At 67.4% G+C, this 15,597-nt stretch carries 11 protein-coding genes; 5 read left to right on the forward strand and 6 right to left on the reverse strand.

Annotated elements, in window-relative coordinates; genetic code table 11:
- From ACREPD_RS18745 to ACREPD_RS18755, 3 genes are all read left to right on the forward strand, one after another.
- Positions 1–3,800, forward strand: a 3,800-nt coding sequence (locus tag ACREPD_RS18745; RefSeq protein WP_431600717.1) for a YadA family autotransporter adhesin, incomplete at its 5' end; no start/stop codon positions are given.
- Between the two features lie 265 nt (positions 3,801–4,065).
- On the forward strand, positions 4,066–5,997 hold the full coding sequence (locus tag ACREPD_RS18750; protein ID WP_431600718.1) for a S8 family peptidase: 1,932 nt from the start codon (positions 4,066–4,068) through the stop codon (positions 5,995–5,997).
- 136 nt (positions 5,998–6,133) lie between these two features.
- Positions 6,134–7,090 carry a cation diffusion facilitator family transporter gene (locus ACREPD_RS18755; RefSeq protein ID WP_431600719.1) on the forward strand — a complete coding sequence of 319 codons (957 nt, stop codon included), beginning with the start codon at positions 6,134–6,136 and terminating at the stop codon, positions 7,088–7,090.
- 12 nt (positions 7,091–7,102) lie between these two features.
- On the opposite strand, the gene ACREPD_RS18760 is transcribed toward ACREPD_RS18755, so the two are convergent.
- Entirely contained in the window at positions 7,103–7,933 is an 831-nt protein-coding gene (locus ACREPD_RS18760; protein WP_431600727.1) for a cupin domain-containing protein, read from the reverse strand.
- A 110-nt stretch (positions 7,934–8,043) separates the two neighbouring features.
- Between ACREPD_RS18760 and ACREPD_RS18765 the strand changes: the two genes are divergently transcribed.
- Positions 8,044–8,469, forward strand: a complete 426-nt coding sequence (locus ACREPD_RS18765; protein ID WP_431600720.1) for an organic hydroperoxide resistance protein — start codon at positions 8,044–8,046, stop codon at positions 8,467–8,469.
- A 95-nt stretch (positions 8,470–8,564) separates the two neighbouring features.
- Here ACREPD_RS18765 and mmsB read toward each other — a convergent pair whose 3' ends face one another.
- The 5 genes from mmsB to ACREPD_RS18790 are packed head-to-tail and all read right to left on the reverse strand — an operon-like array spanning position 8,565 to position 14,115.
- Complete coding sequence (gene mmsB / locus ACREPD_RS18770) at positions 8,565–9,455, reverse strand: 3-hydroxyisobutyrate dehydrogenase (protein ID WP_431600721.1); 891 nt, start codon at positions 9,453–9,455, stop codon at positions 8,565–8,567.
- Entirely contained in the window at positions 9,452–10,627 is a 1,176-nt protein-coding gene (locus ACREPD_RS18775) for an enoyl-CoA hydratase/isomerase family protein (protein ID WP_431600722.1), read from the reverse strand. The genes mmsB and ACREPD_RS18775 overlap by 4 nt, the downstream gene beginning before the upstream one ends.
- Positions 10,624–11,421: an enoyl-CoA hydratase gene (locus ACREPD_RS18780; protein ID WP_431600723.1), complete on the reverse strand. Its 798-nt coding sequence runs from the start codon at positions 11,419–11,421 to the stop codon at positions 10,624–10,626. Before ACREPD_RS18780 ends, ACREPD_RS18775 begins: the two co-directional genes overlap by 4 nt.
- Positions 11,418–12,584 carry an acyl-CoA dehydrogenase family protein gene (locus ACREPD_RS18785; protein ID WP_431600724.1) on the reverse strand — a complete coding sequence of 389 codons (1,167 nt, stop codon included), beginning with the start codon at positions 12,582–12,584 and terminating at the stop codon, positions 11,418–11,420. Before ACREPD_RS18785 ends, ACREPD_RS18780 begins: the two co-directional genes overlap by 4 nt.
- A 25-nt stretch (positions 12,585–12,609) precedes the next feature.
- Entirely contained in the window at positions 12,610–14,115 is a 1,506-nt protein-coding gene (locus ACREPD_RS18790; RefSeq protein WP_431600725.1) for a CoA-acylating methylmalonate-semialdehyde dehydrogenase, read from the reverse strand.
- Between the two features lie 113 nt (positions 14,116–14,228).
- Between ACREPD_RS18790 and ACREPD_RS18795 the strand changes: the two genes are divergently transcribed.
- Positions 14,229–15,597: helix-turn-helix domain-containing protein (locus tag ACREPD_RS18795; RefSeq protein ID WP_431600726.1), on the forward strand; the 1,369-nt coding region annotated here is incomplete at its 3' end.

Below are 15,597 nucleotides of genomic sequence, written 5' to 3' on the forward strand. Positions count from 1 at the left end.
GTACCGGCTCATCCGCCTTCGGCGCCGGTGCCTGGGCGACCGACGACTACGCCACGGCGTTGGGCTGGAACTCGTGGGCTGACGCTGCCAGCGCCACCGCCGTCGGCGAAAGTTCAATGGCCACCGCAGTGAACAGCGTGGCGCTGGGCGCTGGCTCCTATGCCGACCGCGCCAATACCGTTTCAGTTGGCGATGTGGGCAGTGAGCGCCAGGTCACGAATGTTGCGGCCGGCACCGAGGGCACCGATGCGGTCAACCTTGACCAGCTCAGCGCCGTTGCGAGCGTGGCCGATAACACCGACAAGTACTTCAAGGCCTCGGGCAGCAGTGCAAGCGATGCCGGTGCCTACGTGGAGGGTGACAACGCCACTGCTGCTGGTGAGGCTTCCAACGCGATTGGGAATGGTGCTTCGGCCTATGGCAGCGGCGCCACCGCCTATGCCGACAACGCCACCGCCCTTGGCTTCAACGCGCTGGCCTCCGGCATGAACGCCGCAGCGCTGGGCAGCAACGCGCAGGCCACTGGCCTGAACAGCGCCGCCATCGGTGCCAACGCCGCCGCCGCCGGCAGCGATGCCTCAGCCATCGGCTCGGGCAGCGTTGCCGCGGGCATCAGCAGCTCTGCAGTCGGCTGGAATGCGCAATCGGCCGGTGCCTACAGCACCGCAGTCGGCCCCAAGGCGTCCGCCAGCAAGACTCAGGGCACCGCATTGGGCTACAGCAGCAGCGCAACGGCTACCTACGCCACCGCCGTGGGCAGCTTCAGCCAGTCCACCGCCAGCTTCTCCGGCGCCTTCGGCTTCGGCGCCATCTCGTCTGGCTCCTTCGGTACGGCGCTCGGTTATGAGGCCACCGCCAGCGGCTACAGCAGCACCGCACTGGGTGAATCGAGCATCGCCAGTGGCTACGAGAGCACGGCCGTGGGTGGCACCACTGCCTTCGGCAGCCGCTCGGCCCAGGCCAGTGGGTACCGCAGCAACGCATTCGGTACCGGTGCGCAGGCATTGGCCGATTACGGTACCGCCGTAGGCTTCAAGGCCACCGTGGCGGCGGCTGCCACCAACAGCGCGGTGCTGGGCAGCAATGCCACGGTTTCGTCACTGAGCAGTGTCGCGCTGGGTTATGGCAGCACCAACACCCGCAACAACACGGTGTCGGTGGGTGCGGCCGGTGCGGAGCGCCAGGTCACCAACGTGGCGGCCGGTACGCAGGGGACCGACGCGGTCAACCTCAACCAGCTCAATGCCGTTGCGAGCGTGGCCGATAACACCGACAAGTACTTCAAGGCCTCCGGCAGCAGCGCCAGCGATGCCGGTTCGTACATCGAAGGTGACAACGCCACTGCGGCTGGTGAGGCTTCCAACGCGATTGGGAATGGTGCTTCGGCCTACGGCAGCGGCGCCACCGCCTATGCCGACAACGCCACCGCCCTTGGCTTCAACGCGCTGGCCTCCGGCATGAACGCCGCAGCGCTGGGCAGCAACGCGCAGGCCACTGGCCTGAACAGCGCCGCCATCGGTGCCAACGCCTCTGCCGCCGGCAGCGATGCCTCGGCCATCGGCTCGGGCAGCGCGGCCGCCGGGATCAGCAGCTCGGCAGTGGGCTGGAATGCACAATCGGCCGGTGCGTACATCACCGCAGTCGGCCCCAAGGCGTCCGCCAGCAAGACCCAGGGCACCGCGTTGGGCTACAGCAGCAGCGCAACGGCTACCTACGCCACCGCGGTGGGCAGCTTCAGCCAGTCCACCGCCAGCTTCTCCGGTGCCTTCGGCTTTGGTGCCATTTCGTCTGGCTCCTTCGGTACGGCGCTCGGTTATGAGGCCACCGCCAGCGGCTACAGCAGCACCGCACTGGGTGAATCGAGCATCGCCAGTGGCTACGAGAGCACGGCGGTAGGTGGCACCACTGCCTTCGGCAGCCGCTCGGCCCAGGCCAGTGGGTACCGCAGCAACGCATTCGGTACCGGTGCGCAGGCATTGGCCGATTACGGTACCGCCGTAGGCTTCAAGGCCACCGTGGCGGCGGGTGCTACCAACAGCACGGTGCTGGGCAGCAATGCCACGGTCTCGTCGCTGAGCAGCGTCGCACTGGGCTATGGCAGCACCAACACCCGCAACAACACGGTGTCGGTGGGTGCGGCCGGTGCGGAGCGCCAGGTCACCAACGTGGCGGCCGGTACGCAGGGGACAGATGCGGTCAACCTCAACCAGCTCAATGCAGTTGCGGACGTGGCCGCGAACACCGACAAGTACTTCAAGGCCTCGGGCAGCAGTGCCAGCGATGCCGGTGCGTACATTGAGGGCGACAACGCCACTGCGGCAGGCGAAGCCTCGAGCGCGATCGGTACGGGTGCATCGGCGTACGGCAGTGGCGCCACTGCCCATGCCGACAACGCCACCGCGATGGGCACCGGCAGCGTCGCCTCGGGTGCCAACTCCGTCGCCTTGGGTTCGGGTTCCCAAGCCGTCGACGACGATGTGGTCTCGGTAGGCAGCGGCACCGGCGTAGGCGGCCCGGCCACCCGCCGGATCGTCAACGTGGCAGAGGGGGATGTCAGCGCAACCAGCACCGACGCGGTGAACGGCAGCCAGTTGTTTGCCACCAATGCCAGGATCGGCGACGTCGAAGACACCGTCGCCAATGCAGTGGCCTACGACGACGACGACAAGGACAGCGTCACCCTCGGCGGCGTGGACGGGACCCGGGTGACCAACCTCGCGGACGGCGTCATCGGCTTCGGCAGCACCGACGCCATCAACGGGGGCCAGCTGTTCGGCTCGCTGGGCAGCATCGCCGACGCGCTCGGCGGCGGGACCGTGGTCGGCGCCAACGGCAGCCTGGGCGGCACCACCTATCTCATCCAGAGCAACAACTACTTCAACGTAGGCGATGCGCTCTCGGCGCTGGACCTCATGGTGACCCAGGTCGATGGGCGCGTAAGTGCACTGGAAACCGCTCCCGCGGTCGCACCCGGCGCGCCGGCCAATCCCCGCGTAGCCGTCGGCGGTACCGGAGCAGGCGATGATCCGGCCGTGGTCGGCGAAGGAACCGGCGTTGCGATCGGTTCTTCGGCGACGGCCAACACGAGCACCAGCGTCGCGGTGGGTGAAGGTGCATACGCACACGGACCCAACGATACCGCGCTGGGTGCTGAAGCCCGGGTGGGCGCCGATGGCAGCACCGCGGTGGGTGCCCATGCCACGATCACCGCTGCAGCGACCAACGCGGTTGCCGTTGGCGAAGGGGCGACCGTAAGCGCCGCCTCGGGGACCGCCATCGGCGAGGCCGCCTCCGTGACCGCCGAAGGTGCGGTCGCGATGGGCCAGGGATCGGTCGCAGATCGTGCCAATACGGTATCGGTCGGTGCCGCAGGCGCCGAGCGTGCCATCACCAATGTCGCCATGGGTACCGCCAGCACCGACGCGGTCAATGTGGCCCAGATGGACGCCGCCAGCACCAACACGCTGTCGCGGTCCAAGACCTACACGGACACCATGGTGGGTGCACTCAGTGACCGGTTCGATGACTACCGCGGCCAGGTCGAGACCCGCTTCGCCGAACAGGACCGTCGCATGGATCGCCAGGGTGCGATGAGCGCCGCAATGATGAACATGGCCACCAGTGCGGCCGGCATCAATACCCCGAACCGCGTTGCGGCGGGTGTCGGCTTCCAGGGCGGCGAGACCGCGCTGTCGGTGGGCTACCAGCGGGCGATCGGCGAGCGTGCCACGTTCAGCCTTGGCGGTGCGTTCAGTGGCGACGACAAGTCGATCGGCATGGGTGCCGGCTTCGGCTGGTAAGCGAACGCGTTGATGGAAGGGCGCCGGGCGGTGGCACCAGACGTGGTCCACCGCCCGTCACGCTCGCCGTTGCTGCATGGCAACGGCGCACCCCGAATGACCCAGGTTCTGGCGATAGCAGGTTCCCGCCATCACCTGGCGAACGATTGGTCTTCGGATCATGAAGCAGCATCGCGCAGGCTCCGCAGCTGCGCATGAAGGCAAGTTGGGCTCGATATCTCGTTTGTCCTCACTACGACAATCACTACCTCTTCCGGAGTTGAAGATGAGAACTGAAAAAAAGGCTGTACTCGCAAGCGCAACGTTGCTCGGCATGTTGCTCTGCGCGTCCGCGTCCGCCGCATCGAATGACCTGATCAAACAAGGCACCCCGGTGCGCGTCGACCAGAGCGGGCTCAACGACAACCAGAGCTTCGGCCGGTTCATCATCACCTATCGCGACGGAACGACCACCCGCAACAACAAGGCGGCCATCCTGAAGAACGCCGATGGCGCACTGCGCGCCACGGGCGTTGCTGCCAGCGTGGGGAATGTGACGTATCTGCGGGCCCTGGCCACCGGCTCGGATCTGGTCAAGGTGCCGAAGAAGCTGGACCGTGCCGAGGCGAAGGCCTTCATGGACCAGATCGCGCTGGATCCCAACGTGCTCAGCGTTGCACCCGACGTTCTGCGCCGGGCGGTGGAGGACATCAAGGCGCCGGCCGGGATGCTGCCTTCCACCTTCGTCCCGTCCGACCCGAACTACGCTACCTATCAGTGGCACCTCAAGGCGCCGGATGGCGTTGCTTCGGGCGGCAATTCGAATCTGGGCGGCGCCAATGTGAACAACGCCTGGGACGTCGCCGATGGCAACGGCATCGTCATTGCGATCCTCGACACCGGCATCACCACGCACGTGGACATCAACACGAGCCTGGCCAGTGCGGGCTACGACTTCATCTCCGACTCGCTCATCTCCGGCCGCGCCACCGATGATCGCGTTGCGGGTGGCTGGGATACGGGCGACTGGACCAATGAGGAGCCCTGGAAGACCGAGTGCACCAACGCGTCCAATCCGCCCGCCGCAAGCAGCTGGCACGGTACCCACGTTGCCAGCACTGCGGGTGCGGAGCTGACCAACAACGGCGTCGGCATGGCCGGCATCGCCTACAACGCGAAGATCCTGCCGGTCCGTGTTCTGGGTCACTGCGGCGGTTATGACAGCGACATCAACGACGCCATCGTCTGGGCAGCCGGCGGTACGGTAGCGGGCGTGCCGGTCAACGCGAACCCGGCCAAGGTCATCAACCTCAGCCTGGGCGGAAGCGGCGCGTGCCCGGCCACCGACCCGCAGGCAGTCGCCATCGCCAAGGCCAATGCCCTGGGCGCAACCGTGGTCGTGTCGGCCGGCAACAGCAATGCCGATGCCACCAACTTCTCGCCGGCGAGCTGCCCGGGCGCCATCACGGTGGCCTCGACCGGCATCACCAGCAAGCGGGCGTACTACTCCAACTACGGCCCCACCGTCGAGATTGCGGCACCGGGTGGCGGCGTCTATCCGAATGACGCAAGCACCGGCACGGCGGTGGCCAATGGCTTTGTGTGGCAGTCGCTCAACGGCGGAACCACGACACCCATCGCCAATGACAAGACGTATGGCGGCTTTGCCGGCACGTCCCAGGCTGCACCGCACGTCAGCGGCGTCATCGCCCTGATGCAGGGTGCGCGCCTGGATGCAGGCTTGCCCCTGCTCACGCCCACCGAAGTGGTGTCCATCCTGCAGACCACCGCACATGTCCCGAGCGTAACGCCGGCGGCCAACCAGTCCATCGGCGCAGGCATCGTGGACGCGGCTGCCGCCGTGGCCAAGGCCATCGCACCGCCGCCGTGCCAGTCGAACTGCGGCGTTCCGGCCATTCCGCTGACCAACAAGGTCGACGTGACGGGGTTGGCAGGCGCGGCGGGCGAATCGAAGCTGTATAGCTTCAACGCGACCGCAGGCAGTGTGCTGAGCGTGATCACCCTGGGTGGTACCGGCGACGTCTCGCTGTACGTGAGCTTCGCCAACGAACCCACCACGACCGTGTCGGACTTCAAGTCGGTGCGCGCGTGCAACGCCGAAACCGTCCGGGTCACGGCACCGCAGACGGGCACCTACTACATCAAGCTGGTCGGTGCGACCGCTTACAGTGGTGTCACGCTGTCTGCACGTCAGTAACTGCATCGGTCACTGTGCAATCAAGAAGCCCCGGCCGCGTGCCGGGGCTTCTTCGTGTGCGGCATGATTGCAGCCGCAACAGGTGGCGGCGTAGATTGGGCGCAGAATCTGGCACTTCGCCATTACAGGCTCCCTGATGAACCCCCTTCGGCTGTCCAGTCTGGATGCCTCCACTGAACAGGGCGTGCTACGCCTGTCGATCATCGCCTCGCTCGCGATGGCAGCCGCCGCAGTGGCGTTCGGCCTGCTCGCCAACTCGTCGTTGATCATTTTCGATGGCATCTATGGCCTCATCGATGTGGTCATGACCTGGCTGTCGTTGCTGGTGGTGCGGCTGATCAGCCTGTCCACCAACGTGGATGCGCTGCAGTCGCGCCTGAATCAGCGTTTCACCATGGGCTTCTGGCACCTGGAGCCGATCGTGCTCGGCGTCAGCGGCACGTTGATGATTGGCGCGGCATTGTATGCAGCGGTCAACGCGGTCGATGCGCTGCTGTCCGGCGGCCGCGAGATCGCGCTTGGGCCGGCCATCCTGTTCGCGGTGATATCGATCATCGCCGAGACCGGCCTGGCGCTGTTCGTGCGCCGCGCGAATCGCACCATAGGCTCGGAGTTCATCGCCTTGGATGCCAAGAACTGGGTGGTGGCGGCAAGCATGTCCGCCGCCTATCTGGTCGCCTTCGTCGGGGGGTGGCTGCTGCGCGGCACGCAATGGTCCTGGCTGGTGCCCTATATCGATCCCGCGATCCTGCTGGTCGTGTGCCTGTTTGTGGTGGTCGCACCGCTCGGTACGGTGCGGCAGGCACTGTCGGACATCCTGTTGATTACCCCTGTGGACCTGCAGGCACATGTGGACGAGGTTGCGCGCGCCATAGTGGCCAAGCATGGCTTCGTCGAACACCGCAGCTATGTGGCCAAAGTAGGCCGTGGCGAACAGATCGAACTGTTCTTCGTGGTGCCGGCCAACGATCCGCCGCGCCCGCTGGTGGAATGGGACCAGCTGCGCGACGAGATTGGTGAGGCGTTGGGCGAGGAATCGACCGACCGGTGGCTGACGATCATGTTTACGACGGATCGGGAATGGACGATCTAGGCCGGTTCGGTGCTAGGCAGTCTGCACGCCCTGCTTCCACTGCCGCGGCGACTGCCCGGTCTGTGATTTGAACGCGCGCGACAGCGCCGCCTCGCTGCCGTAGCCCACGTCGATGGCGATGCGCTTGAGCGGTTGGCCCTTGCGCAGCGCCTGTTGCACCAGGCTCGTGCGCCAGCCCTGCAGGTAGTGGCCGGGGGTACTGCCGATGGTGTCGCGGAAGCTGTCCGCGAAGGCGCTGCGCGACATGCCGGCGCGCTGGGCGAGCGATTCGAGCGTCCACTCCTGTGCGGGTTCTTCGTGCATGGCCACCAGCGCATGACGCAGGCGCGGGTGCGCCATGCCCGCCAGCAGGCCTACGCGCAGCTGGCCGCTTTCCATCAGCGCGCGCAGGATCTGGATCATCACCACTTCGAACAGGCGGTCCAGCAGCGCCTGGCGACCGCAGCGCTGGGCGAAGGCTTCCTCGAACAGCACCGACAGGATCGGCTGGCCGCCGTACAACTCCTGCAACGGCAGGCAGATCACCGGCGGCAGCGCGGCGGCCACGGGGTTGTTGCCACCGCCCTCGAACTGCAGGTGGGCGCAGGCGAAGTCGGCACCCGAGGTGGCGTCGGTGATGAAGCGGTGCGCCAGTGGGCGCGGGTACACCAGCACGCTGGGTTGGGTAATCTCGAGCACGCTGCCGTCGGGGTGCTCCACACGCACCTGGCCGTCGCGGATCAGGTGCAGCTGGCCGCGCTCGCCGTCGGCGGGCAGGTCGTTGATGCCGCACAGCGCGCCGGCGTGGAAGACCTCGGCGTTGACCGCGAAGCGGCCCAGCAGCGATTGCAGGCGGTCGACCATTTCGGACTCCGGATCAAGTTTTCTGGACATTATGTTGCCATACGTCCGGCCCGGTGGCGCACAGTACACCTCACCAACCGGTCCATCCCGTTCACTCCCAGGAGATTCCCATGTCGATTGAAAAGGTTCTGTACACCGCCACCGCTACCGCCACCGGCGGCCGTGAAGGCCACGCCACCTCGTCGGACAACGTGCTGGACGTGCAGCTGTCCACCCCGCGCGAGCTGGGCGGCGCCGGCGGCCCGGGCACCAACCCGGAGCAGCTGTTTGCGGCAGGCTATTCGGCCTGCTTCCTGGGCGCACTGAAGTTCGTGGCCGGCCAGGCCAAGGTCGCACTGCCGGCCGAGACCAGCATCACCGGCAAGGTGGGTATCGGCCAGATTCCGACCGGCTTCGGCATTGAAGTGGCGCTGCAGATCAGCGTGCCGGGCCTGCCGCGTGAGCAGGTGGAAGAGCTGGTGCAGAAGGCGCACATCGTGTGCCCGTATTCCAACGCCACCCGCGGCAACATCGATGTGACGCTGACGGTGGTCTGAGGCAAAAAAATGGGCGGATGCCGGTCGCATTGACCGTGCATCCGCCCATCCCACCGCGGTGGATCCCGTTTCCGGGATGCATTGGGGTTGTTCGGTTATTTTTCCGGCGTAAGCAGCTGCACCACGCTGGAGAAATCCAGCTTGCCGCGCCCTGCCTGGTGATTCATCGAATACAGGTTGCGGGCCAGTTCACCCAGCGGGATCGAGGCGCCCACGCTCATCGCCGCTTCCACGGCCAGGCCCATGTCCTTGAGCATGAGGTCGCTGCCGAAGCCGCCGCTGTAGCCGCGCGATGCCGGCGCATTTTCCAGAACCCCCGGCCACGGGTTGCACACTTCGGTGGCCCAGCTGCGGCCGGTACTGACCGCCATCATCTGCGACAGCACCTTCGGGTCCAGCCCGTGGGCCACGCCCAGTGCGATGGATTCGCCGGTCACCGCCATGATCACGCCCAGCGCCATGTTGTTGCACAGCTTGGCGACCTGGCCGGCACCGCTGGCGCCCACGTGGAAGATGTTCTTGCCCATGGCCTGCAGCAGCGGGCGGGCGCGTTCCAGCGCATCGGCTTCACCGCCGACAATGAAGGTCAACGTGCCGGCCTGTGCGCCTGCCGTACCGCCGGACACCGGCGCGTCGAGCATCTGCAGGCCGCGCGCGGCCGCCGCTTCGGAGACCTTGCGCGCGGTGGCCGGGGCAATCGTGCTGCAGTCGATGACCAGCGCGCCGCCGGGAATGTCGGCGAGCATGCCGTCGTCGCCCAGGTACACGCCTTCGACGTGGCGGCTGGCCGGCAGCATCGAGATGACCACTTCGGCGCCGGTCAGCGTGTCCAGCGCGGAGCTGGCAGCTGTCGCGCCGGCGTCGACAGCGGCCTGTACGGCGGCCGGCACCAGGTCGAACACGCGCACGGCGTGGCCGGCCTTGGCCAGGTTGGCGGCCATCGGGCCACCCATGTTGCCCAACCCGATGAATGCAATACGGCTCATGCGTGGCTCCTTTCAGGGACGGTGGCACCCAGGTCGGCGAGCGGATGTGCGGCCTCGGACCAGGGCGAAGCGAAGAAGGTGTCGGCCCACGCGGCGGTGGCGTCGGCCAGGGTGCGCGGCTGCCACTGCGGGTTGCGGTCCTTGTCGATCAGCAGCGCGCGGATGCCTTCGGCGAAGTCGCCGTGGGCGGCCGCATGCAGCGCGGCGATGTATTCGAGCCGATAGACCTCGGCCAGCGATGCGCCGGCGGTGCGGCGCTGCAGTTCGAACGCCAAGCGGGCCGAACCCGGCGCGCCGGCGGCCAGCGTGGCCTGCGCGGTGGTCAGCCAGGGGTCTTCGGTCTGCAGCGCGCCGATGGCCGCGACAATGCTGTCCACATCATCACCGCTGCACAGCGCGTCGACCGTGGCCGCATTGCGCAGCAGCGGGCCGGTGGCGGCGTCGCTGGCGTGCTGCTGCAGCAGCGCGCTGAGCTGGTCGTGGTTGCGCTTGGCGTCATGGCTCCAGTGCACGTCGGCCAGCGCGTTGAACACGGTCTCGCGCTGCGCCTCGGCGATGTGGATATCGGCCAGGCCGGCATAGATCGCGTCACCCGCGTTGAGCGGCGCACCGGTCAGGGCCAGGAACAGGCCGCCCTTGCCGGGCACGCGCGGCAGCAGCCAGCTGCCACCCACGTCGGGGAACAGGCCGACGGTGATTTCAGGGAAGGCCAGTTTCGAGCGCTCGCTGACAACGCGGTGGCTGGCACCGGACATCAGGCCGATGCCGCCGCCCATCACGATGCCATGGCCCCAGCACAGGATCGGCTTTGGATAGGTATGGATGGCGTAGTCGACGCGGTATTCCACATCGAAGAATTCGGCGGCGTAGGCGTTGTCGCGGATGTCGCTGCGGCCGGCATCGCGATAGGCGCGCATGCTCTGGTACAGGCTGTGCAGGTCGCCGCCGGCGCAGAACGCCTTTTCGCCGGCGCCCTGCAGCACCACCAGCGCGATGCCGTCATCGGCGGCCCAGGCGGTCAGGCGCTCATGCAGCAGGTGCGCCATGGGCAGCGAGAAGCCGTTGAGGGTGCGCGGCGCGTTGAGGGTGGCGATGCCGATGCGCGTGCCGTTGGCGGCCGCGCGCTCCTCGAACAGCACCGGTGCCTCGTCGCTGGGCAGCGGCGTGCTCATGCGTTCTTCCACTGCGCGGCGCGCTTTTCCAGGAAGGCGTTCACGCCCTCGGCCTGGTCGGCGCTGTCGAACAGGTCGACGAACGCTTCGCGTTCGCTGACCAACGCGGATGCGTGGGTACCGGTGCGGGTGGCCTGCACCAGCGTCTTGCAGGCGGCAATGCTGGTCGGGCTCTGCTTGCCGGCCTTGTGGGCCCATTCCAGCGCCAGCGCCTTGGCCTCGCCCTTGCCGACCTTTTCCTCGGCCAGGCCGATGCGCACAGCGGTGTCGGCGTCGATGCGCTCGCCGAGCAGGATCATCCGCTTGGCCCAGCCTTCGCCAACGAGGCGCGGCAGGTTCTGGGTGCCGCCGGCGCACGGCAGCAGGCCCACGGTGGCTTCAGGCAGCGCCACCTGGGCGTGTTCTTCGATGATGCGCAGGTCGCAGGCGAGCGCGCATTCCAGACCGCCACCCATGGCGTAGCCGTTGATGGCGGCGATCGACACGCCACGGAAGCCGGACAGCGCTTCGAACGCTTCACCGAAGCGGCGCGCGGCCTCGCGTGCGGCGGCCTTGTCGCCGGAGGCGAACTGCTTCAGATCGGCACCGGCCGAGAAGAACTTCTCGCCGCCACCGGTGATCACCAGCGCGTAGATATCGCGGTCGGCGTTCAATGCGCCCACCAGGTCGCGCAGCGCGGACAGGCTGTGCACGGTCCAGGTATGCGCGGGCGGGTTGTCGAGGGTCACCACCGCGACATGGCCGTCGGCCTCGACCTTCAGGCCCACGTGTTCGTGCTTGCGCCAGTCCATCATCGCAGTTCCTCTTCGGTGTTGAGCAGGTGGCGGGCGACGATCACACGCATGATCTCGTTGGTGCCCTCCAGGATCTGGTGCACGCGGCTGTCGCGCAGCAGGCGTTCGATCGGGTATTCGCGGATATAGCCGTAACCGCCGTGGATCTGCAGCGCTTCGTTGCAGACCTGGAAGCCGGCGTCGGTGGCGAAGCGCTTGGCCATCGCGCACCACACGTTGGCGTCGCTGGCACCGGCGTCGAGCTTGCGCGCGGCGGTATGCACCATCTGCCGCGCGGCCACCAGCTGGGTGACCATGTCGGCCAGCTTGAATTGCAGCGCCTGGAACTCGGACAGCGCCTTGCCGAACTGGCGGCGCTCGCCCATGTAGCGGCGTGCGGCATCCAACGCGCCCTGCGCCGCGCCCAGCGAGCAGGCCGCGATGTTGATGCGGCCGCCGTCCAGGCCCTTCATGGCCAGCTTGAAGCCGCCGCCTTCGTCGCCGAGCAGGTTGCCCACCGGCACGCGCACGTTTTCGAAGGTGATGCCGCGGGTGGGCTGGCTGTTCCAGCCCATCTTCTCTTCCTTGCGGCCATAGCTGATGCCGGCAAGATCCGCCGGCACCGCCAACGCGCTGATCCCGCCCGCACCGGCGCCGCCGGTACGCGCCATCACCACCAGCAGCTCGGTGGCACCGGCGCCGGAGATGAAGGCCTTGGAACCGTTGAGCACGAAGTGATCACCATCGCGCACGGCGCTGGTCTTCAGCGACGCCGCATCGGAACCGGCGCCCGGTTCGGTCAGGCAGTACGAGGCCAGCTTGCTGCCCGACGACAGCGCCTGGCCCCACTCGGCGCGCAGCGCTTCCTGGCCCCAGCTGCTGACCATCCACGAGGCCATGTTGTGGATGCTGATATAGGCCGCCGTGGACGGGTCCACATTGGCGAGCTCCTCGATGACGACGGCGGCGTCCAGACGGCTCAGGCCGCTACCACCGACGTCGGGGTCCATGTACAAGCCACAGAACCCGAGTTCCCCGGCCTTGGCGATCGCCTCGCGCGGAAAGATGCCCTCCGCATCCCATCGCGCGGCGTGCGGCGCCAATTCGGCCTGGGCGAAGTCGCGCGCAGCCTCTCTATAGGCCTGCTGCGCTTCTTCGAGTTCCGTCGTCATCGAGTTGCTCATAAACACTCCGTGCCCTTGCAGGCGCTTACTTCAGGCTGATCGTGGTGTTGACGCCGTGACCCAGGGTCTCGTCGTCGAACCAGCGCGCGGTGATGGTCTTGGTCTGGGTGTAGAACATCACCACCTGCTTGCCGTACGGGCCCAGGTCGCCGAGCTTGGACGCACGCGAACCGGTGAACGAGAACAGCGGCACCGGCACCGGAATCGGCACGTTGATGCCGACCTGGCCCACGTCGATCTCTTCCTGGAAGCGGCGTGCGGCGGCACCCGACTGGGTGAACAGCGCGGTGCCGTTGCCGTTGGGGTTGCTGTTGATCAGATCGATGGCGTCATCCAGCGTTTCCGCTTCCAGGATGACCAGCACCGGCCCGAAGATTTCTTCGTCGTAGATGCGCATGCCCGGGGTGACGCCATCGAAGATGGTCGGGCCCACGAAGTTGCCCTTCTCGAAGCCGTCCACCTGCGGGTTGCGGCCATCGAGCACCAGCTTGGCGCCCTGCTCCACGCCCGAGGCGATCAGGCTTTCCACGCGCTCGCGGGCGGCGCAGGAAATCACCGGGCCCACGTCGGTGCCGGCCACGCTGCCGGCGCTGACCTTCAGCGTCTTGGCCTTGGCCACCAGGTCCGGCACCCACTCGCGCGCTTCGCCCACCAGCACCAGGGTGGAGGCGGCCATGCAGCGCTGGCCGGCCGCACCGAAGGCGGCACCGACCATCGCGTTGAGGCTCTGTTCCTTGTTGGCGTCCGGCAGCACCACGGCGTGGTTCTTGGCGCCCATCATGCACTGCACGCGCTTGCCGGCCAGCGAGGCGCGGTTGTACACGTGGGTGCCGACGCGGGTGGAACCCACGAACGACACGGCCTTGATGTCCGGGTGGTCGCAGATCGCGTTGACCACTTCTTCGCCGCCGTGCACCACGTTGAGCACGCCCTTGGGAATGCCCGCTTCCAGCGCCAGTTCCACCAGGCGCATGGTCACCATCGGGTCCTGCTCGGACGGCTTGAGGATGAAGGTGTTGCCCGTGGCAATCGCCATCGGGAACATCCACAGCGGAATCATCGCCGGGAAGTTGAACGGGGTGATGCCCGCGCACACGCCCAGCGGCTGCAGCAGCGTGTAGGTGTCCACGCCGTTGGCCACGTTGTTGGCCAGTTCGCCCAGCTGCAGGTTGCCGATGGCGGCCGCGTGCTCGACCACTTCCAGGCCGCGGAACACATCGCCTTCGGCGTCGGGCACGGTCTTGCCCTGCTCGGCGCTGAGGATGTGGGCCAGCTCGCTCATGTGCTCGCGGATCAACTGCTGGTACTTCAGGAAGATGCGCGCGCGGGTGCCGATCGGGGTCTTGCGCCAGGTCTTGAAGGCTTCCTTGGCCGACGCCACGGCGGCGTCCACTTCGCTCACCGTTGCGAACGGCACCTGGGCCAGGACGTCCTGGGTGGCCGGATTGACCACGTTCTGCCAGTGCGAGCTGGCCGATTCGACGAACTGGCCATCGATCAACATGCGGATACGGGGCGCTGCAACAGTCATGGCAATACCGGCGGGAGGCGAAAGGTGATTGGCATTATTCACAGCCCGCCCCTCGATTTCCGGGCTGTCTACGCTTAATCTGGCCAACGCCCGCTACGATTTCTGTTAATTCTGTGAATAGCCAGCTCCCCCTCCGTCAGATCGGCCTGCGCCTGCTCAAGCTGCGCGAGCAGCGTGGCTACAGCCAGGCGGACCTCGCCCGGGCGCTGGGGCTGTCGGCCAGCTACCTGAACCAGATCGAGCGCAACAAGCGCCCGCTGACCCCGGCCGTGCAGCAGAAGCTGCGCGAGGTGTTGGGCGACGTTACCGAGCTTTTCGACGTCGATGAGCCCGCCGCGCTGCAGGAGGCGCTGGGCGAGACCCTGCGCGACCTTGGCCTGGACGAGGTCAGCGGCACCGAACTGCGCGCCATGGCCGGCAACCTGCCCCACATCAGCCGCGCCCTGCTCGACCTGCACCGCCGCCACCTGCTGCTGCGTGAGCACGCCGCCGCGTTGGAGTTCCAGCTGGGCGACCCGCAGGCCGGGCAGGCGCTGCCGGCCGGCGACCAGGTGCGCGACTTCTTCAACCGCATGCACAACCACATTCCCGAACTGGACGACCTGGCCGAGCAGCTGTTCAGCGAATGGGGGCTGGTGGCCGGGCATGTGGCGCCGCGCCTGCGCCAGCTGCTGGCCGACCGCCACGGGGTACTGGTGGAAGTGGCGCCGCTGCAGGCCGGCCGCGAAAAGCGGGTGTACGACGGCGGCAGCCGCACCCTGTGGCTGCCCGACTACCTGGAAGCGGGCCAACAGGCGTTCCAGATGGCGGCCGAGCTGGCCCTGCTGGGCTACGCGGCGCAGATCGACGCGGTGATCGCGCGCGCCGGCTTCCGCGAACCGGAGCAGATCGCGCAGGCGCGGATCGGCATGTCCAACTACTTCGCCGGCGCGCTGGTCATGCCGTATGCGCAGTTCCTGCGCGCGGCCGAGCACAGCGCCTACGACATCGATGCGCTGGCGCACCGCTTCGGGGTGGGTTTCGAAGCGGTCTGCCACCGGCTCAGCACGCTGGCGCGGCGCAGTGCACCCGGGCTGCCGTTCTTCTTCATCCGCGTGGACCGCGCCGGCAATGTGTCCAAGCGGCACTCGGCCACCGATTTCCACTTCTCGCAGGTGGGCGGCTCGTGCCCGCTGTGGATCGTGTACGAGGCCTTCAACCAGCCCGGGCGGGTGCTGACCCAGACCGCGCGCATGCCGGACGGTCGCCGCCACTTCTGGCTGGCGCGTCAGGTCAGCAGCGGCCCGGTCGGCCATGGCCAGCCGCGCAAGACCTTCGCGGTGGCGTTGGGCTGCGACCTGCAGCATGCCGAGCGGCTCATCTATTCGCGCGGGCTGGATATCCAGAGCCCGGGCAACTCGGTGTCGATCGGTCCGGGCTGCCGGGTGTGCCCGCGCGAGGACTGCATGCAGCGCGCATTTGCGCAGTTGCCGGGGCGCGCGT

Origin of the sequence: Stenotrophomonas sp., assembly GCF_050737075.1 — a bacterium.
Classification (GTDB): domain Bacteria; phylum Pseudomonadota; class Gammaproteobacteria; order Xanthomonadales; family Xanthomonadaceae; genus Stenotrophomonas.

What these genes read in the sequence shown, in the direction of transcription:
- ACREPD_RS18750 (WP_431600718.1), top strand. Translation starts at nt 4,066, where the DNA reads ATGAGAACTGAAAAAAAGGCTGTACTCGCAAGCGCAACGTTGCTCGGC.
- ACREPD_RS18755 (WP_431600719.1), top strand. Translation starts at nt 6,134, where the DNA reads ATGAACCCCCTTCGGCTGTCCAGTCTGGATGCCTCCACTGAACAGGGC.
- ACREPD_RS18760 (WP_431600727.1), bottom strand. Translation starts at nt 7,933, where the DNA reads ATGGTCGACCGCCTGCAATCGCTGCTGGGCCGCTTCGCGGTCAACGCC.
- ACREPD_RS18765 (WP_431600720.1), top strand. Translation starts at nt 8,044, where the DNA reads ATGTCGATTGAAAAGGTTCTGTACACCGCCACCGCTACCGCCACCGGC.
- mmsB (WP_431600721.1), bottom strand. Translation starts at nt 9,455, where the DNA reads ATGAGCCGTATTGCATTCATCGGGTTGGGCAACATGGGTGGCCCGATG.
- ACREPD_RS18775 (WP_431600722.1), bottom strand. Translation starts at nt 10,627, where the DNA reads ATGAGCACGCCGCTGCCCAGCGACGAGGCACCGGTGCTGTTCGAGGAG.
- ACREPD_RS18780 (WP_431600723.1), bottom strand. Translation starts at nt 11,421, where the DNA reads ATGATGGACTGGCGCAAGCACGAACACGTGGGCCTGAAGGTCGAGGCC.
- ACREPD_RS18785 (WP_431600724.1), bottom strand. Translation starts at nt 12,584, where the DNA reads ATGAGCAACTCGATGACGACGGAACTCGAAGAAGCGCAGCAGGCCTAT.
- ACREPD_RS18790 (WP_431600725.1), bottom strand. Translation starts at nt 14,115, where the DNA reads ATGACTGTTGCAGCGCCCCGTATCCGCATGTTGATCGATGGCCAGTTC.